This is a genomic window from Devosia sp. YIM 151766, assembly GCF_030285925.1.
In the GTDB taxonomy this organism is placed as follows: Bacteria; Pseudomonadota; Alphaproteobacteria; order Rhizobiales; family Devosiaceae; genus Devosia.
Window position 1 is genome coordinate 2,453,927 of sequence record NZ_CP127251.1, and the last position, 18,141, is coordinate 2,472,067.

The window sequence follows — 18,141 nt, forward strand, 5'->3', positions numbered from 1 at the left end:
AATCACCACCCGGAGCCTGCACGATGAGCGACAGCTTCAAGACCCTCGACGAACTCGATCTCTCGGGCAAGCGCGTGCTGCTGCGCGCCGACCTCAACGTGCCGGTAGCCGACGGCAAGGTCAGCGACGCCACCCGCATCGAGCGGCTGATGCCCACTATCCGCGAAATCGTCAAGAAGGACGGCAAGGTCATCCTGCTCTCGCATTTCGGCCGGCCCAAGGGGAAGGTGAACCCGGAATTCTCGCTGGAGCAGGTCTGCGCGGCGATCGCCAACGAGACCGGCCATCCGGTGGGCTTCGTCGCCACCGACTGGACTGACGTGAGCGCCGCCCAAGAGGCCATCGACGCGGCGCCCGCCGGCTCGGTCCTGGTGCTGGAAAACACCCGCTTCCATCCGGGCGAGGAAGCCAATGATGTCGAGCTGGCCCAGCGCATGGCGAGCCTCGGCGATGTCTATGTGAACGACGCCTTCTCGGCGGCGCACCGCGCCCATGCCTCGACCGAGGCCTTGGCGCGCCTGCTGCCGGCGGCGGCGGGCCTCGCCATGCAGGCGGAACTGGAAGCGCTCGAATCCGGGCTGGGCAAGCCCAAAAAGCCGGTCGTCGCCATTGTCGGCGGCGCCAAGGTGTCCTCGAAGATCGACCTGCTGGAAAATCTGGTCACCAAGGTCGATGGCCTGGTCATCGGCGGCGGCATGGCCAATACGTTCCTGTTCGCGCAGGGTCAGGGCGTGGGCAAGTCCCTATGCGAAAAGGACCTTGCCGACACCGCCCGCCGCATCATGGAAAAGGCCGAAAAGGCCAATTGCGCCATCATCCTGCCCATCGACGCGGTGGTGTCCTGGCACTTCAAGGCCAATTCGCCCACCCGCCTTTATGGCGTCGACGCCATCGATCCCGACGGCATGATCCTCGATATCGGCCCCTCCTCGATCGAGCGCATCAATGCCGTCATCGACGATGCGCATACCGTGGTCTGGAACGGCCCGGTCGGCGCCTTCGAAATGGAGCCTTTCGACGCCGGCACCGTGGCCATCGCCAGACATGTCGCCAAGCGCACCCATGACGGCCACCTGATTTCGGTGGCCGGCGGCGGCGATACGGTGAGCGCGCTGGCCCATGCCGGGGTCAAGGACCAGCTGACCTATGTTTCCACCGCCGGCGGCGCCTTCCTCGAATGGATGGAAGGCAAGCCCCTGCCGGGCGTGGAAGCGCTGAAGAAGTAGGGGAAACCTCATTCCGAGCCTCGCGCCGCGAGCCAAGCCGACCATTGGGCGCATCTTCCATACAAGATTAGCCTTTCGTCGCATAACCGGAGGTCTAATCGCAAGCGCGCTGACGAAAGTCTAATCTTGGGCCAGTTCATATCCGAGGCTAGACCGATGACCAAATCGCTCAATGCGATCGCCCAGAAGCTCATGACGCCCGGCCAGGGCATTCTCGCCGCCGATGAATCGGAAGGCACGATCGGTAAGCGTTTTTCCAAGATCAACCTGCCCAATACGCTCGAATTGCGCCGCGATTATCGCGAGATGCTGTTCGGTGCCACCGAGGCGATGCAGAAATATATCTCCGGCGTCATCCTCACCGAAGAGACGTTGAAGCAGGAATCGGCCGGCGGCATCCCGTTCCGCGCCATCCTCGCCGATGCCGATTGCATTCCCGGCATCAAGGTGGATCGCGGCGCCTTCCCCATGCCCGGTGAATCCGGCGAGAAGATCACCGAGGGCCTCGACGGGCTGCGCCAGCGGCTCGAGCATTATGCCGAACTGGGCGCCGGCTTCGCCAAGTGGCGTGCCGTCATCACCATCAACGACATCGCCCCCACCCGCAACAATATCCGCGCCAATGCCCATGCGCTGGCCCGCTATGCCATGCTCTGCCAGGAAGCCGGCATCGTGCCGATCGTCGAACCTGAAGTGGTGGGCGATGGCGAGCCGGGCAATCATTCCATGGAGCGCTGCGCCCAGGTGACCGGCGACGTGCTGGAAAACGTGTTCAAGGAATTGCGGCTCGCCGGGGTCGATCTCGCCGGCATGCTGCTCAAGCCCAACATGGTCCTGTCCGGCGTCAATTCGCGCGACCGTCCCTCGGTCGAGGAAGTGGCCCAGCGCACCGTGGAAGTGCTCAAGCAACACGTTCCCGCCGCCGTGCCGGGCATCGCCTTCCTGTCCGGCGGGCAGACCGACGAAGAAGCCACGGCGCATCTTTCGGCCATGAACAAGATCGCCGGCAAGCCCTGGCCGCTGACCTTCTCCTATGGCCGGGCATTGCAGAATGTCGCCCTGCGCGACTGGGCCGGCCGCCGCGAGAATTTCAGCACTGCCCGCCAGGCCTTCGCCCATCGCGCCCATATGAACTCGCTCGCCGCCCTGGGCGAATGGTCCAACAGCCTCGATCAGGCCGCCTGATCCCATCCCTCCGACGTCCTCCCAACGTCGCTGAAGGCGCGTGCTTCCCCCCGAGGCACGCGCCTCGCTTTTACCCGAGCGGCGCCGGCTGCGGCAGACCGCCATTGCCTCGATATCGCCCAGGTCCTATTTGGGGGCTGTCCCTTTATCGCCAAAATGGCCAAATAGGGAGCATTGCCTTTAATTCGGGACCGTCATGGCGCCGCTTCTCTATCTCATCACCCCGGCCGATCCGGACCCGGTGCAGTTTCCGCGCCTATTGATGGCCGCGCTGACCGGGCCGGAAATTGCCGCAATGCTGGTGCGCCGCGGCACGCTGGACGACGCGGCCTATGCAAGCCTCGCCGAGCGGCTGATCCAGATCGGCCAGGCCGCCGGCGCCGCCGTGCTGCTGGAGGACGATGTGGCCCTGGTGCGCCGGCTCGGCGCCGATGGCGTCCACGTCACCGGCGGCGCCAAGGCCATCAGCGAGGCGATTGCCGCGCTCAAGCCCGCCGCCATTGTCGGAGCCGGCAATATCCGCTCGCGCCACGATGCCATGAGCTTCGGCGAACTGGATGTCGATTATGTGATGTTCGGCCCCTTGGGCGGCGCAGCCGACAAGCAGGCCGCCGAACTGGCGCAATGGTGGGCCCACACCTTCGAAGTGCCGGCGGTTTATTCCGACCCGGCCGCCAATATCGCGCTGCTGGCCGATCTCGAGACCGAATTCATCGCCCTGTCCGATTGCATCTGGAGCGATGCCGACCCGGCCGCCGCATTGGGCGATTTCGACCGGGCGGCGCGGGAGGAAGCATGATCGGATCAAGGCGCCTTCTCGCCGTCGCTTTGCTGTGCCTGCCGCTGCCGGTCCTCGCTCAGGACGATGCGGCCGACCAGATCAGCACGGAAATCTTCGGCCCGCGCCATCCGGTAGATTATGCCTATGGTGCCTATCAGCTGGGCTATTACCTGACGGCGATGGAACTGGCCCTGCCCCGCGCCGAACAGGGCGACGCCGCCGCCCAGACGCTGATCGCCGAAATCTACGCCAAGGGCCAGGGCGTGGCACAAAATCCCGAGCGCGCCGCCGGCTGGTATCAACTCGCCGCCCGCAATGGCGACCGGCTGGCCATGTTCGAACTGGGCATGCTCTATCAGGAAGGCCTGGGCGTGCCCCGGAATCGCGAGCGCGCCGCCGAATTGTTCAGCGCCGCCGCCGAAGCGGGCTATGTGCCCGCCAAATACAATATGGCGCTGCTGCATGTGGAAGGCATCTATGCCGAACCCAGCCTCGCCATGGCGGCGGAGCTGATGAAGCAGGCCGCCGAGGCCGAACTGCCCGAAGCCCAATATGATTATGGCGCCATGCTGCTCGAAGGCGCCGGTATGCCGCCCGATCTGGCGGCAGGCGCGCATTATATCGGGCTGGCCGCCGAACAGGGCCTGCTGGCCGCCCAGATCGATTATGCAACCCTGTTCTATCTCGGACAGGGCGTCGACCGCGATCTCGAAGCGGCGGCATCCTGGTATGGCCGCGCCGCCGAGGGCGGCAATGCGGTGGCGCAGAACCGTTTTGCCAAGCTGCTGGCCGTGGGCGAAGGCATCCAGCTCGATCTGGAGGAGGCCGCCATGTGGCGGGCGCTGGCGCGCCGCCAGGGCCTGTCGGACCCATCGCTCGACCGCCTGCTGGTCTCCATTCCCGCCGATGGGCTGGCTCGCGCCGAGGAACGGGCCCGCTTCTGGCCCTCCGCCCCGCCCGGCGCCGATAGCGGGACGGTCAGCATCAATGCCCAGCCGGCAGCCGGACCGCCTATCCTGCCCAGTCCCATGGATGCCGAAAACGCCCCGGCGCCGGCCCCCGCGGACGAGGCCGAGCCCGAAGCGACGGAGCCCGAAGCGCAAGACCCTTGAACCAGGGCTCTTTCTGGGGCAATAAGCCCGCCACATTTAAACCCAGCGACGGGACCTTCCGGGTCCATTGGCCGGACGGCAGCGGAAAACGCCGATGCCGGGCGGGTCGCATGAGCCAGCGAGCACTTTCCTATGGCGCGTTCCGCCCTTCTCAACGTCATGGTCAATGCCGCCATCAAGGCCGGCAGGTCGCTGAGCCGCGATTTCAACGAGGTCGAGAACCTGCAGATATCGCGCAAGGGTCCGGCCGATTTCGTCTCCAAGGCCGATCTGCGGGCCGAGCAGATCGTCTTTGACGAGTTGCGCAAGGCCCGCCCCACCTATGCCTTCCTGATGGAAGAAGGCGGCGAGGTCGCCGGCACGGACGGCCAGCATACCTGGATCGTCGACCCGCTCGACGGCACCACCAATTTCCTCCACTCCATCCCGCTTTTCGCCGTGGGCATCGCGCTGCAACGGGGCGACGAGATCGTCGCCTCGGTGATCTATAATCCGATAATGGACGAGCTTTATACCGCGGAAAAGGGTGGCGGGGCCTGGCTGTCCGACCGCAAGCGCCTGCGCGTCGCCAGCCGCCGGCACCTGTCCGACGCCGTGGTCTGCACCGGCATCAAGACCCAGGGCACCGCCAACGATACGCTGCAATTGCGCCAATTGGCCGCCATCAACCCGGCCGTGGCCGGCATCCGCCGCTCCGGCTCGATCTGCCTCGACATGGCCTGGCTCGCCGCCGGCCGCTACGATGCGCTCTGGGAAGCCGGGCTCCAGCCTTGGGACGTGGCCCCGGGCCTGCTGATGGTGAAGGAAGCCGGGGGCCTGGTCACCGATTATGCCGGCCAGCCCGGATCGGTGTGGAACGGCCAGATCGTCGCCGGCAACGAGGCCCTGCAAGGCGCGTTGCTCAAGGCGCTGAAGCCGATCCAGTAAGCTGCTGAGCTCGTTGAAGGACGAGGCCGACCGCTGACCCGCTTCGCAAAGCCAGCGCGCGCGGTGTTGAAGGCCCTGTTAACCTTTTCCATTGTCACGCCTTTCACCCGCCTCTAGACTCGTGGCGGTTGATTTGTGCGCGAGGGGCTAGGTTCAGCAAAGATGACGCAAGGTTACGATCCCTATCACCTCGCCAGCCCGGCCGTTTATCTGGTCAAGATCCTGATCTTTCTGGTGCTGGTGGGCCTGGTCGCCGCAATCCTGTTCTCCACCATCATCACCTTCTTCTGGGCCAATCCCTTCATCAATTCGCTGATCTTCTTCACCCTGGCGATCGGCATATTTCTCAGCTTCCGGCAGGTTTTCCGGCTGTTTCCCGAGGTAAGCTGGGTCAATTCGCTTCAGGACGGCACCGTGACCACGGCGCGTCCGCCGATCCTGCTGGCCCCGGTGGCCGGCATTCTGCGCGAGCGGATCGGGGAAGCCATCATCACCCCCTCCTCCATGCGCTCGATCCTGGATTCGGTCGGCAACAGGCTGGACGAGGCCAAGGACACCTCGCGCTATCTGACGGGCCTGCTGGTCTTTCTCGGCCTGCTCGGCACCTTTTACGGCCTCCTGGAAACCGTCACCTCGGTCAGCACCGTCATCAACGCGCTCGACGTGACAGCCGGGGATTCGGCGACCCTGTTCACCAATCTGCGCGAAGGGCTCGTCGCCCCGCTCGGCGGCATGGGCACCGCCTTCTCGTCTTCGCTGTTCGGCCTGTCCGGCTCACTGGTGCTGGGCTTTCTCGATCTGCAGACCAGCCAGGCGCAGAACGCCTTCTATACCGATCTCGAAGACTGGATGACCTCGATGACCGAACTCGATCATCCGGTCACCGCCATGCAGGTCAATGCCGGCGGCCCCGACATCCAGGCCCTGATCGAACGCCTCGGCGCCAATACGCAGAACCAGAATTCCTCGCAGAACGCCATCCGGGCCATGGCCGAGCTGGCGCGCGGCATTGACGGGCTGGTCAAACATATCCGCACCGAGCAGGACGATCTGCGCCGCTATATCACCGAACAGGGCGAAACCAACAAGAAGCTGCGGGACCTGATCGAGGCCATGCTCAACGAAGCCGATAACGAGCGGCGGAGCTGATCCATGCCGGGAGCCCGTTCCCGCCGGCGCCAGGAGGCCAATTACTGGCCCGGCTTCGTCGATGCGCTGTCGAGCCTGCTGCTCGTCATCATCTTCATGCTATCGCTGTTCATGCTGACCCAGTTTTTCCTCGGCCAGGAAATCCAGGGCCGCGATACCGCTTTGGCCCGGCTCAACAACCAGATCGCCGAACTGACCGAATTGCTGCAGCTCGAACGCGCCAATTCCGACGACCTGACCTCGCAATTGGCGACCCTCACCGCCACCCTGGCCGGCGCCGAGGCCGAGAACCAGAGCCTGGCCGGCCAGCTTGCCGGCATCGGCTCGGGACTGGGCGACCGCGACGACGCCATTGCCGGGCTGCAAGCGGACCTGATGGACGCCGAACGGCTATCGGACGAGGCCAATGCGCAAGTCGCCCTGCTCAATCAGCAATTGGCGGCTTTGCGCATGCAGATCAGCGCCCTCGAAGCCGCCCTCGAAGCCTCCGAAGCCCGCGACACGGAAAGCCGCACCCAGATCGCCGATCTCGGCCGGCGGCTCAACCTGGCCCTGGCGCAACGGGTGCAGGACCTGTCCCGCTATCGCTCCGACTTTTTCGGGCGGCTGCGGCAAATTCTCGAAACCCGCGCCGATGTGCGCGTCGTGGGCGACCGCTTCGTCTTCCAGTCCGAAGTGCTGTTCGATCCCGGCCAGGCCGATATCGCCAGCGCCGGCCTGCCCGAGCTCGACGCCCTGGCCGACGCCATTCTCCAGCTCGAGCAGGAAATCCCGCCCGACATCAATTGGGTGCTGCGCATTGACGGCCATACCGACAGCCGGCCCATCTCCAATGCGCGTTTCCCCTCGAACTGGGAATTGTCCGCCGCCCGGGCCATTTCGGTGGCGCAATATCTGGTGCTCAAGGGCGTGCCCCCGGCCCGGCTCGTCGCCGCCGGCTTCGGCGAATTCGCCCCCCTCGATCCGGCCGAGAACGACGAAGCCTATCGTCGCAATCGCCGCATCGAGTTCAAGCTGACCGAGGGGTGATTTCCGGCTCGCCGCCGGCGAAACAAAGCGCTCCAGTGGAACGATTTGGCGAAATCACGCCCGGAGCCATGCGGCACCATCGTGAACGCCCTCGGGTCAAGCCCGAGGGTGACGCGCTTTGGTGGATTCATCCCCTTTAACCTTAACGCCCAGGCGCTCTCCCGCTGTGGCCGAAGGGCAACATCACAAAAAAGCCCCGATTCCTGCCACATCCGCGCCCCAATAGGCAAAGATTAACCACGTTGGCACACCGGCTTTTAAGATTAAGCGCGGTAAATGCTGCGCTTAAGATTGTAGCTTTCAGGAGCCTCACGTGGTCATCCCCGCACCCATCAACAATGTTCTGCGCGCCGCCGCGATGATGCTGTTCGTCATCGTGCTTGCCGCTTGTTCCCGCAGCGCCACCGATAATGTCGGTCTGACCGGCGTCGGCAATACCGGCGCCGGCGCGCCGGGCAGCCAGCAGGAATTCATCGTCACCGTCGGCGATCGCGTCTTTTTCACCACCGATTCCAGCTCGCTGACCAGCGAAGCCATGGCCACGCTGGACAAGCAGGCCCAATGGCTCAACCAATATGCCAATTACCGCGTGATGATCGAAGGCCATGCCGACGAACGCGGCACCCGCGAATATAATATCGCGCTCGGCGCCCGCCGGTCCTCGGTGGTGGTCAATTATCTGGTCAGCCGCGGCGTCAATGCCCAGCGCATCACCAGCCAGTCCTTCGGCAAGGAACGCCCGGTCGCCATCTGCAACGACATTTCCTGCTGGAGCCAGAACCGCCGCGCGGTCACCGTGGTCCAGTAAGAGACACGGCTTTTCATCAAAGCCGACCTGATCCAGTGCAAACTGGAGGCAAGAGCGCCCGGAGCCCCTAAAAAGGCCCGGGTGCTTTCTTTTTACCAAAATTGCCCTTTATCGGCACCGGGAAAGAACCCATCTTGGCTGGCAGCAACATTGGAGACCAGGCTTGACCTTAGGACGAATTTCAAAATGGAGCGGCGTGGCGCTATGCGCTCTCGGCCTTGGCCTGGCGGCCAATGGCGTCCAGGCGCAGACCCTGCCGCCGCAACGCATGCTCGTCGCCCAGGCCGACAGCGCCCAGGTCATGGTGCGCATCCAGCAGATGGAGGAGCAGATCCGCCTGCTCAATGGCCAGATCGAGGGACTGACCTTCCAGCTCACCCAATTGCAGGAAATCCTCAACCGCTTCCAGGAAGACAGCGAATTCCGCTTCGAGCAGCTGGAAGGCGGTGCGCCGGGAAAAACTGAGGCGGCAACCCCACCAGGCGGCGCGACGCAGCCTGAGGCGTTGCCGCAGGACCCTGCCCCATCCACCGACGAAACCGTTTCCCCCACCATCATCCCCGAGCAGGGGGTGCGGCCACTGCCGGGCGAGCAGGAATTCGATCCTTCCTTCGACGACGGCTCCATCGGCGAATCGTCCGATCCGCTGGTGGGCACCGGCCAGGCGGGAGGCATCGACCTCATCACCGGCCAGCCGCTCAATCTCAGCTATGATCCCCGCGCCGAGGCCAGCGGCAATCCCGACGCCGATGCGCAGTTCCGGGCCGGCTATGAAGCGCTGATCAACGGCGATTACGATTTCGCCGAGCAGCAATTCGGCCAGTTCCTGGAACTCTATCCGGACAATCCCCAGGCGGCCGACGCCGCCAATTGGCTGGGCGAGGCGCTGATGGCCCGCTCGGCCTATGCCGAAGCGGCGGACGTGCTGGTGGAAGCCTATCAGAAGAATGCCGACCATCCGCGGGCGCCGGACCTGCTGCTCAAGCTGGGCATGTCGCTTTCCGGCGTGGGCGAGCGCGAAACCGCCTGCCGCACCTTCGCCGAGATCGAGCGGCGCTATACCGACACCATTCCGGCCTTCCAGACCCGGCTGGCCGAGGAGAAGACCCGGGCCGAATGTCCGCCGGCCTGACCGCCGGCCTGCGCGATCCGGCGATGCTGGCGCGTCTTTTCGCGCCGGCTGCCGCCGAGCCGGCCATCGGCCTTGCCGTTTCCGGCGGGCCGGACAGTCTGGCGCTGATGCTCCTGGCCCGGAACTGGGCCGCCGGCCTGGCCAATGCTCCCAGGCTCTTCGTTTATAGCCTCGACCATGGATTGCGCCGCGAAGCGGCGGACGAAATGGCCATGGTGCTCAACATCGCGGCCCAAGCAGGCCTGCCGGCGCGCGGACTGGCCTGGACCGGCCCAAAGCCGGAAACCGGCCTGCAGGAGGCGGCGCGCCAGGCGCGCTACCGGCTGATCGGCGAGGCCATGCGCGCCGATGGCGCCACCCTGTTGCTCACCGCCCATCACCGCGCCGACCAGGCCGAAACCGTGCTGATGCGGCTGGCTCATGGCAGCGGCATCGAGGGGCTCAAGGCCATGACGCCGCTGGCCCATGTCGAAGGCCTGCGCATCTTCCGCCCCCTGCTCGATATCGAGCCGGCCATTCTCGCCGCTTTGGTGGACGAGGCCGGCCTGGTGGCCGCCCGGGATCCCTCCAACGACGATACCAGCTATGAGCGCGTCCGCTGGCGCCAGCTATTGCCGGCCCTGGCCGAGGAAGGGCTGGACAGCGCCGTCCTGTCGCGCTTCGCCACCCGGATGGCGGAGGCCGACGCGGCCTTGACCGAGATGGCCGGGCCGGTCTTTGCCGAATTGGTCGGGTTTGACGGTTTCGGCGCCGCCACCCTGCCCTTGGCCGCCCTGCAAAGCCTCAGCCCCGCGATCGGCAGGCGGGTTCTGGGCCGGGTACTCAAGATTGTCGGCGGCCGCCAGAAACCGCGGGCCCTTGGCCAGGTGGAACGGCTTTACGACCAGATCGCCGACCACGGATTGCCCCGCGCCGTCACGCTGCTGGGCGCCGTGGTCCGGCTCCGGGGCGACAGGCTGGCCATCGCGCGCGAACCGGGCCGGGCCCTGCCCGAAGACCGGGAACTGCCGCCGGACGGCGAACTGGTCTGGGACCGGCGCTTCCGCATCGCCAATCGGTCCGGCACTATCGGCCTCGTCGCCGGCGCCACCGATGCCATGCCGCGCCACCAGCTCGAAAGCCTGTTGGGCGTCAAGGTCGCCAGTCCCACCGAAGCCATCCGCACCGCCCCGCTGGTGCGCGACGCCGATGGAAACCTCCTGGCGCTGGGCAATTGGTCGTTCGATGAGCGGGTGCGTATGGAATTTCTGATTGACTGACATTTCATGTGCGCAACATGGCGTGAGAAACGCCATGAGGCCTATCGGGGCTGTGCAAGAAATTTATCCGCATTGCCGATTTAAACCCCCGGCAAAATCGAATAGACCCTTTCCCCGACCGTCCTGAGGAGCCCCTGAGCCATGTCCAACGATAATCCGTCCACCGACCGGTTCAGCCACGATGCGGGCATCCTGGCCCAGGCCCTGCCCTATATGCAGCGCTATGAGGGCAAGACCGTCGTGGTGAAATATGGCGGCCATGCCATGGGCGATCCCGCGCTGGGCCAGGCTTTCGCCCGCGATATCGCCCTGCTCAAGCAATCCAAGGTCAATCCCATCGTCGTACATGGCGGCGGTCCGCAGATCGCGTCCATGCTCAAGAATCTGGGCATCGAATCCAAGTTCGAGGGCGGCCTGCGCGTCACCGACGCCCGCACCATGGAAGTGGTCGAGATGGTCCTGGCCGGCTCGATCAACAAGGAAATCGTCGCCCTGATCAATGCCGAAGGCGAATGGGCCATCGGGCTATGCGGCAAGGACGGCAATATGGTCTTCGCCAAAAAGGCGGAAAAGACCGTCAAGGACCCCGGCTCCAATATCGAACGCGTGCTCGATCTGGGCTTTGTCGGCGAGCCGGTGGAGGTGGATCGGACCTTGCTCGATCTGCTGGCGCGCTCGGAAATGATCCCGGTCATCGCCCCGGTGGCGCCGGGCCATGACGGCAATACCTATAATATCAACGCCGATACCTTTGCCGGCGCCATTGCCGGCTCGCTGGGCGCCAAGCGCCTCCTGTTCCTCACCGACGTGCCCGGTGTGCTCGACCGGCAAGGCAAACTGATGCCGGAGCTGACGGTGCGCGAAGCCAAGGCGCTGATCGCCGACGGCACCATTTCCGGCGGCATGATCCCCAAGGTCGAAACCTGCCTCGAAGCGCTGGACAATGGCGTAGAGGGGGTGGTGATCCTCAATGGCAAGACGCCGCATGTCGTGCTGGTGGAATTGTTCACCGAGCACGGCGCCGGCACGCTGATCGTGCGCTGAATGGAACGCCGCGCCCCCCGGCCCGGTTGTCACCGCGGACGTCACGGCCAGCCGCGGAGCGAATAGCCTCTTGGGACCAGAGTTCTTCATCTTCGCAGCCGTGGGCTTCTTCGCCCAGATCGTCGACGGGGCGCTGGGCATGGCCTATGGCGTGGTCTCTTCCACCATGCTGCTGGCCTTCGGCGTGCCGCCCGCCGCCGCCTCGGCGAGCGTCCATGCCGCCGAAATGTTCACCACGGCCGCCTCGGCCACCAGCCATGTCAGCCACCGCAATGTGAACTGGCGGCTGTTCTGGCGCCTGGCGCCAGCGGGCATTCTGGGCGGCATTCTGGGAACCTATGTGCTGACCGCCATCGACGGCGCGGTCCTGCGCCCCTTCGTCACCATCTATCTCGGCCTGCTCGGCATCTATATCCTCTTCCGCGCCTTCCGCATTCGCGGCGCCTATAAAGACCCCAGAACCCGCATCGTGCTGCCGCTGGGCGTGGCCGGCGGTTTTGTCGACGCGGCGGGCGGCGGCGGCTGGGGGCCTATCGTCACCTCCAGCCTGATCGGCTCCGGCGGCGCGCCGCGTTATGTCGTGGGCACGGTCAATACGGTGGAATTCTTCGTCACCACCGCCGTCTCCATCGCCTTCGTCACCGCGCTCCTGACCGGCCATTGGGAAGAGGCCGATGGCATAGAGCGCCATATCTGGTCGGTGGCCGGCCTGGTCGTGGGCGGCGTCCTGGCAGCGCCGCTGGCCGGCTTCGTCGTGCGCATGATCCCGGCCCAGCGGCTGATGATGCTGGTCGGCGGTCTCGTCATGGCCCTGGCCTGTTTCCAGACCTGGCAATTGCTGAGCTGAAGCGCCGACGCTGTTGACTTTTCGCCCCTGCGGGCGTCCATCACCGGCAGTTTCCGGAGCCCGCCATGACCGATTATATCCGCAAGATCCTGACCTCCTCGGTCTATGAAGTGGCCGAGCAGACCCCGCTCGAGCCCATGGAACTGCTCTCCGAACGGCTCGGACGCGATATTCTGGTCAAGCGCGAGGATTTGCAGCCGGTCTTCTCCTTCAAGATTCGCGGCGCCCATAACCGCATCGTGCATCTGAGCGCCGGCGAGCGCGCCCGCGGCGTCATCTGCGCCTCGGCCGGCAACCACGCCCAGGGCGTGGCGCTGTCGGCGACCCGGCTGGGCATCCGCTCCGTCATCGTCATGCCCACGACCACCCCGCTCATCAAGGTCAATGCGGTCAAGCGCCTGGGCGGCGAGGTGGTGCTGTTCGGCGACGGTTTCGACGCGGCCCGCGCCCATGCGGCTGGGCTGGCCGAACGGCACGGCTATGTCTTCGTCCATCCCTTCGACGATCCCGATGTCATTGCCGGCCAGGGCACGGTGGGGCTCGAACTGATGCGTCAGCATCCCGAGCCCATCGGCGCCATCTATGTGCCCATAGGCGGCGGCGGGCTCGCCGCCGGCATTGCCAGCTTCGTCAAATTCCTGCGCCCCGACATCCGCGTCATCGGCGTCGAACCGGAGGAAGCGGCCAGCATGAAGGCCGCCATCGCCGCCGGTAGACCGGTGCCGCTCGACCAGGTGGGCCTGTTCGCCGATGGCGTGGCGGTGCGCCAGGTCGGCGAGGAAACCTTCCGCCTCTGCCGCGACCTGCTCGACGACATCGTCACCGTCAGCACCGACGAGATCTGCGCCGCCATCAAGGATATTTTCGACGATCACCGCGCCATTACCGAGCCGGCTGGGGCGCTGGCCCTGGCCGGCCTGCGGCGCGACGTCGAGAACGGTACCGCGCCCCAGGGCGCGCTCATCGCCATCAATTCGGGCGCCAATGTCAATTTCGATCGCCTGCGCCATGTCGCCGAACGCGCCGAGATCGGCGAGCGGGCCGAGGCGCTGCTGGCCGTGACCATCCCGGAACGGCCCGGCTCCTATCGCGCCTTCATCCGCCTGATCGGCCAGCGCGCCATCACCGAATTCAATTATCGCTTCGCCCCCGGCGCCAGCGCCAATATCTTTGTCGGGGTCAAGCTCTCGGGCGGCGATGCGGAAAAACGCGAGATCATCGCGCTGCTCGAAGCCCATGGCCTGGGCGTTACCGACATGACCGACAACGAGGTCGCCAAGCTCCATGTGCGCTATATGGTGGGCGGCCGGGTCGCCGGCCTCGCCGACGAAAGAGTGTTCCGTTTCCAGTTCCCGGAGCGGCCGGGAGCGCTGCTGAAATTCCTCGAAGGGCTCAACGATTCCTGGAACATCTCCCTGTTTCACTACCGCAATCACGGCGCCGATTACGGGCGGGTGCTGGTGGGCATCCAGGTATCCGAAGACACCCGCGCCGACCTGCTGGCCCATATCGACGCCATCGGCTTCCCCTATTGGGACGAAACCGAAAATCCGGCCTATCGGCAATTCCTCGATCTGGGCGACGCATTTTAGCCCCATGTCCTTGCAATTGGCGGGACAAGCGGCAATTTTCAAATGACGGCGCCGGGGCGCAACTGCCCCGATTTTCAATATTGAGGGAATGGACGATGAAGACGATGCAGACAAAGGGCCTCATGCTGGCCACCGGCCTGGCCACGCTGGCGATGATGCAGCCCGCCATGGCGCTGGACGCCGACGCCTTCATCGATCGCATCGAGACGGTCTATCAGGCCAATGGCTACGAATTCAGCTTCGGCCCGGCCAGCGTCCAGGGCAGCGATGTCATTGTCGAGGGCGTCCGGATCGGCATTGCCGGCGTCGACGAAGAACCCACCCAGTTCGATATCACGCTGACCTTTACCGGCGTCGAGGAATACGAGGACGGCAGCTTCACCGCCCGGGAATTGCGCATTCCCGACATCGACACCGAATTCGCCAGCGATCCGGTCGGGCATGTCAGCCTTACCGGCATGGTGGCGCAGGATATCTGGCTGCCGCCCGAGGGCGATACCAGCGCGGAATCGCTGATGCAGACCGTTGCCCGGGTCGCGACCGGTCCATTGGTCGTCAGCCGCGACGGCGCCGAGATCATCAGGATCGAAAGCATGGAAATGCTCTCGGACTTTTCCTACGCCGCCGACGAATCCCTCGAAAGCGTCCGCTCGGATGTCTCGATCGCCAATATCTGGGCCGATCTGTCCATTATAGGCGAGGACGAACCCGAGACCGCCGCTATCATCGAGGCGCTGGGCCTCGACACGGTCAGCGGCAACATCACCCAGTCGATGAGCTGGACCATGGAGGACGGACATCTGGCGATCGAGCAGCTTCTGCTCGATTTCGCCGATATCGGCGCGTTGGATTTCACCTTCGAGATCACCGGCTTCACCATGGACGTGCTCGACAAGGTCTATGCCATGCAGGCGCTGGATCTCGAATCGACCAGCGAGGAAGCCCAGGCCCGGCAGATGATGACCGGCATGGAAATCGCCCAGGCCCTGAGCATTGTCAGCGCCTCGGTCCGCTATGACGATGCCGGGCTGGCCGGCAATCTCCTCGACATGTTCGCGGCCCAGTCCGGTGTCGGCCGCGCCCAGTTCGTCGAAGTCATCAAGCCCATGGTTCCCGCCATGATCGGCCAGGCCGGCGTGCCCGCCCTGACCGAACTGGTCGTTCCCCAGGTGAATGCCTTCCTCGACGATCCGCAGAGCTTCGAGATCGCCGTGGCGCCGCCCAGCCCCACCAGCTTCCTGGTCCTGGCCGCCGCGGCCGCCAATCCGGCCGGCCTGATCACGGCCCTGGGGCTGACGGTCGCGGCCAACCAGTAACGTGTTTTTGCGGGAGCCGGCCACCGGCTCCCGCATCGCCTCTGATGAAGCGTTTATCTTTTTGTGGCATCATGCCGCCATGTCCATGTTTTCCAGCTTCAGCCATGTCACCGAATGGGTGTTCGATCTCGACAACACCCTCTATCCCCGCCAATGCAATCTGTTCGCGCAGATCGATATCCGCATCACCCATTATGTGATGGATATCACCCGGCTGGATTTCGCCGCCGCCCGCATCCTGCAGAAGAATTATTACCGCGATTTCGGCACCACGCTGAACGGGCTGATGCAGCAGCACAGCATCGATCCCAACCATTTCCTCAACAATGTCCACGCCATCGACTATTCCCCGGTCGATCCGCATCCCGAACTGGTCGATGCCATCCGCGCCCTGCCCGGCCGGAAATTCATCCTCACCAATGGCGATACCGGCCATGCCCGCTCGGTGCTGTCGCGCCTGGGCGGCACCGACCTTTTCGAAGACGTCCACGATATCCGCGCCATGACCTTCGTGCCCAAGCCGCACCGCGCGGCCTATGACGGCTTCTTCGCCCGCCACGGCATCGACCCGACCCGCGCCATCATGTTCGACGATCTGGAGAAGAACCTCGTCGTGCCGCACGAAATGGGCATGGCCACGGTTCAGGTGGTAGCCGGCGACGATTTTGTTCATGAACAGATCGATGCCTGGGAGATGGACCGGGCCGATGGCCCGCATGTGCATCACGTCACCGCCGATCTGGCCGGTTTTCTGCGCAATCTGCGTTAGGCCCTATTTCCGCCGCGCCGGCCGCGCGCTACATATTGCGCCATGACCGACCTGCCCGGACGCCGTCCGCCCCCGCTTCCCGACGAAAATCCCACTCTTCGGCAACGCCTCGAAAACCTGGCTCATCTGGGCCGCCTGGTCGCCCAGATCTGGCGCACCAGCCGCTGGCTGACCCTGGCCAGTATCGGCTTGCGCCTGATCGCGGCGCTGCAACCGGTGGCGGTGCTGTTTACGGCCAAGCTCATCGTCGACGAAGTGGTGCGGCTGAGCGGCACCACCCCGCCCGGACCCGGCATCATGGATTGGTGGGAGACCGGATTGCTCAATCCGGTGCTCGGCTTCCTGCTGCTGGAATTTGCGCTGGTCCTGGCCAATGACATAATCGCGCGGGCCACCGGCCTCGTCGATTCCATCCTCTCCGAGCTCCATGCCAACCAGGTCAGCATCGAACTCATGGCCCATGCGGCCCGGCTCGACCTGCAACATTTCGAAAGCGCCGAATATCAGGACCGCCTCGAGCGGGCGCGGCGCCAGGCCGCCGGGCGCAATGCGCTATTGAGCCAGATGTTCGGCCAGGCCCAGGATATTCTCACCGTCCTGACCCTGGCGGCGGGCCTGTTCATCTATGCGCCCTGGCTGATCCTGCTGCTGCCGCTGAGCTTCATCCCCTCCATCTGGGGCGAGACCCGCTTCAACACCCTGGCCTATATGGTAAGCCGCTGGCGCACGCCGGAACGGCGCGAGATCGAATATCTGCGCCATATCGGGGCCAGCGCCGAAACCGCCAAGGAGGTCAAGCTGTTCGGCCTGGGCGATTATCTCATCGCCCGCTTCCGCACCCTCGCCCATCAGATTTTCCTCGAAAACCGCCGCATCGCCCTGCTGCGCGCCGGCTGGGGCGCCCTGTTCACCGGCGTTGCCAGCCTGGCCTATTACGCCGCCTATGGCTTCATCGTCTGGCGCACCATTGCCGGCGAATTCACCCTGGGGGATTTGACATTCCTGTCCGGCTCGTTCCTCCGGCTCAATGGCCTGTTCCAGAAAATCCTTCTCGGCTTCACCCAGATCGCCGGGCAATCGATGTATCTGGACGATCTTTTCTCCTTCTTCGAGATCGAGCCGACCGTGCTGCCGCCGGCCGAGCCAAAGCCCTTTCCGGTGCCGATCGCCAAGGGGATCTGTTTTGAAAATGTCGGCTTCCGCTATCCCGAAACCGACAATTGGGTGGTGCGCAACCTCTCCTTCACCCTGCCCGCCGGAGAGACATTGGCGCTGGTGGGCGAGAACGGCGCCGGCAAGACCACCATCGCCAAGCTGCTGACCCGCCTCTACGATCCCAGCGAAGGCCGCATCAGCATCGATGGTGTGGATGTCAGGGACATGGACCCCAAGGACATCCATGCCCATGTCGGCGTCATCTTCCAGGATTTCATCCGCTACAGCTTCACCGCCCGCGACAATATCGGCGTCGGCCGCATCGAGGCGCGCGAGGACCAGGCCCGCATCGACCAGGCCGCCGAACAGAGCCTGGCCGATAGCGTCATCGCCAAGCTGCCCCAGGGCTATGACCAGCAATTGGGCCGCCTGTTCAAGCAGGGGCGCGACCTTTCCGGCGGCGAATGGCAGAAGGTCGCCATTGCCCGCGCCTATATGCGCGACGCCGAACTCATCATTCTCGATGAGCCCACCGCCGCCCTCGACGCCAAGGCCGAGGCCGAGGTCTTCGCCCGTTTCAAGGGCCTGGCCCAGGGCAAGACGGCAGTGATCATCTCGCATCGCTTCTCGACAGTGCGCATGGCCGACCGCATCCTAGTGCTCGACAATGGCGCCATTCTCGAATCCGGCACCCATGAGGAACTCGTCAAGCGCCAGGGCCGCTATGCAGAATTGTTCGAATTGCAGGCCGCCGGCTATCGCTGAGCCTATCTGGCCAAGTCCGGCAAAGCGCCTTACCTAGAGATGTAG

Annotated in this window: 16 protein-coding genes; all 16 read left to right on the top strand. The window is 64.7% G+C overall.

Annotation, left to right across the window (positions count from 1 at the left end; all coding sequences use genetic code 11):
• Positions 1-23 precede the first annotated feature (23 nt).
• Positions 24-1,226, top strand: coding sequence for a phosphoglycerate kinase (locus O9Z70_RS12105; protein WP_286019704.1), 1,203 nt, complete (start codon positions 24-26; stop codon positions 1,224-1,226).
• 156 nt (positions 1,227-1,382) lie between these two features.
• A complete protein-coding gene (locus tag O9Z70_RS12110; RefSeq protein WP_286019705.1) occupies positions 1,383-2,411 on the top strand; it encodes a class I fructose-bisphosphate aldolase in 1,029 nt (342 codons plus the stop codon).
• Between the two features lie 196 nt (positions 2,412-2,607).
• Positions 2,608-3,210, top strand: a complete 603-nt coding sequence (locus O9Z70_RS12115) for a thiamine phosphate synthase (protein WP_286019706.1) — start codon at positions 2,608-2,610, stop codon at positions 3,208-3,210.
• Positions 3,207-4,304 (top strand): tetratricopeptide repeat protein, encoded by a 1,098-nt coding sequence (locus tag O9Z70_RS12120; protein ID WP_286019707.1) that lies wholly within the window; start codon positions 3,207-3,209, stop codon positions 4,302-4,304. Before O9Z70_RS12115 ends, O9Z70_RS12120 begins: the two co-directional genes overlap by 4 nt.
• A gap of 132 nt (positions 4,305-4,436) precedes the next feature.
• On the top strand, positions 4,437-5,231 hold the full coding sequence (locus tag O9Z70_RS12125) for an inositol monophosphatase family protein (protein WP_286019708.1): 795 nt from the start codon (positions 4,437-4,439) through the stop codon (positions 5,229-5,231).
• 162 nt (positions 5,232-5,393) lie between these two features.
• The gene (locus O9Z70_RS12130) at positions 5,394-6,380 is read left to right on the top strand and encodes a flagellar motor protein MotA (RefSeq protein WP_286019709.1); all 987 of its coding nucleotides are present in this window, start codon (positions 5,394-5,396) and stop codon (positions 6,378-6,380) included.
• A 3-nt stretch (positions 6,381-6,383) separates the two neighbouring features.
• Positions 6,384-7,409, top strand: a complete 1,026-nt coding sequence (locus O9Z70_RS12135; protein ID WP_286019710.1) for a peptidoglycan -binding protein — start codon at positions 6,384-6,386, stop codon at positions 7,407-7,409.
• Between the two features lie 358 nt (positions 7,410-7,767).
• Entirely contained in the window at positions 7,768-8,217 is a 450-nt protein-coding gene (gene pal, locus O9Z70_RS12140) for a peptidoglycan-associated lipoprotein Pal (protein WP_286022008.1), read from the top strand.
• A gap of 163 nt (positions 8,218-8,380) precedes the next feature.
• Positions 8,381-9,349, top strand: coding sequence for a tol-pal system protein YbgF (gene ybgF / locus O9Z70_RS12145; RefSeq protein ID WP_286019711.1), 969 nt, complete (start codon positions 8,381-8,383; stop codon positions 9,347-9,349).
• The gene (tilS, locus tag O9Z70_RS12150) at positions 9,334-10,608 is read left to right on the top strand and encodes a tRNA lysidine(34) synthetase TilS (protein ID WP_286019712.1); all 1,275 of its coding nucleotides are present in this window, start codon (positions 9,334-9,336) and stop codon (positions 10,606-10,608) included. Before ybgF ends, tilS begins: the two co-directional genes overlap by 16 nt.
• A 141-nt stretch (positions 10,609-10,749) precedes the next feature.
• Positions 10,750-11,652, top strand: coding sequence for an acetylglutamate kinase (argB, locus tag O9Z70_RS12155; protein ID WP_286019713.1), 903 nt, complete (start codon positions 10,750-10,752; stop codon positions 11,650-11,652).
• A 70-nt stretch (positions 11,653-11,722) separates the two neighbouring features.
• A complete protein-coding gene (locus O9Z70_RS12160) occupies positions 11,723-12,499 on the top strand; it encodes a sulfite exporter TauE/SafE family protein (protein WP_286019714.1) in 777 nt (258 codons plus the stop codon).
• Positions 12,500-12,564: 65 nt separating this feature from the next.
• Positions 12,565-14,091: a threonine ammonia-lyase, biosynthetic gene (gene ilvA / locus O9Z70_RS12165; RefSeq protein ID WP_286019715.1), complete on the top strand. Its 1,527-nt coding sequence runs from the start codon at positions 12,565-12,567 to the stop codon at positions 14,089-14,091.
• A gap of 95 nt (positions 14,092-14,186) precedes the next feature.
• Positions 14,187-15,407, top strand: coding sequence for an aq_1923 C-terminal domain (locus tag O9Z70_RS12170; protein ID WP_286019716.1), 1,221 nt, complete (start codon positions 14,187-14,189; stop codon positions 15,405-15,407).
• 79 nt (positions 15,408-15,486) lie between these two features.
• The gene (locus O9Z70_RS12175; RefSeq protein WP_286019717.1) at positions 15,487-16,176 is read left to right on the top strand and encodes a pyrimidine 5'-nucleotidase; all 690 of its coding nucleotides are present in this window, start codon (positions 15,487-15,489) and stop codon (positions 16,174-16,176) included.
• Positions 16,177-16,218: 42 nt separating this feature from the next.
• On the top strand, positions 16,219-18,096 hold the full coding sequence (locus tag O9Z70_RS12180; RefSeq protein ID WP_286019718.1) for an ABC transporter ATP-binding protein: 1,878 nt from the start codon (positions 16,219-16,221) through the stop codon (positions 18,094-18,096).
• The last annotated feature ends 45 nt before the right edge of the window (positions 18,097-18,141 follow it).

Excerpts from the sequence above, each read along its gene's own strand:
- O9Z70_RS12105 (WP_286019704.1), top strand. The coding sequence starts at position 24 with ATGAGCGACAGCTTCAAGACCCTCGACGAACTCGATCTCTCGGGCAAG.
- O9Z70_RS12110 (WP_286019705.1), top strand. The coding sequence starts at position 1,383 with ATGACCAAATCGCTCAATGCGATCGCCCAGAAGCTCATGACGCCCGGC.
- O9Z70_RS12115 (WP_286019706.1), top strand. The coding sequence starts at position 2,608 with ATGGCGCCGCTTCTCTATCTCATCACCCCGGCCGATCCGGACCCGGTG.
- O9Z70_RS12120 (WP_286019707.1), top strand. The coding sequence starts at position 3,207 with ATGATCGGATCAAGGCGCCTTCTCGCCGTCGCTTTGCTGTGCCTGCCG.
- O9Z70_RS12125 (WP_286019708.1), top strand. The coding sequence starts at position 4,437 with ATGGCGCGTTCCGCCCTTCTCAACGTCATGGTCAATGCCGCCATCAAG.
- O9Z70_RS12130 (WP_286019709.1), top strand. The coding sequence starts at position 5,394 with ATGACGCAAGGTTACGATCCCTATCACCTCGCCAGCCCGGCCGTTTAT.
- O9Z70_RS12135 (WP_286019710.1), top strand. The coding sequence starts at position 6,384 with ATGCCGGGAGCCCGTTCCCGCCGGCGCCAGGAGGCCAATTACTGGCCC.
- pal (WP_286022008.1), top strand. The coding sequence starts at position 7,768 with ATGATGCTGTTCGTCATCGTGCTTGCCGCTTGTTCCCGCAGCGCCACC.
- tilS (WP_286019712.1), top strand. The coding sequence starts at position 9,334 with ATGTCCGCCGGCCTGACCGCCGGCCTGCGCGATCCGGCGATGCTGGCG.
- argB (WP_286019713.1), top strand. The coding sequence starts at position 10,750 with ATGTCCAACGATAATCCGTCCACCGACCGGTTCAGCCACGATGCGGGC.
- ilvA (WP_286019715.1), top strand. The coding sequence starts at position 12,565 with ATGACCGATTATATCCGCAAGATCCTGACCTCCTCGGTCTATGAAGTG.
- O9Z70_RS12170 (WP_286019716.1), top strand. The coding sequence starts at position 14,187 with ATGAAGACGATGCAGACAAAGGGCCTCATGCTGGCCACCGGCCTGGCC.
- O9Z70_RS12175 (WP_286019717.1), top strand. The coding sequence starts at position 15,487 with ATGTCCATGTTTTCCAGCTTCAGCCATGTCACCGAATGGGTGTTCGAT.
- O9Z70_RS12180 (WP_286019718.1), top strand. The coding sequence starts at position 16,219 with ATGACCGACCTGCCCGGACGCCGTCCGCCCCCGCTTCCCGACGAAAAT.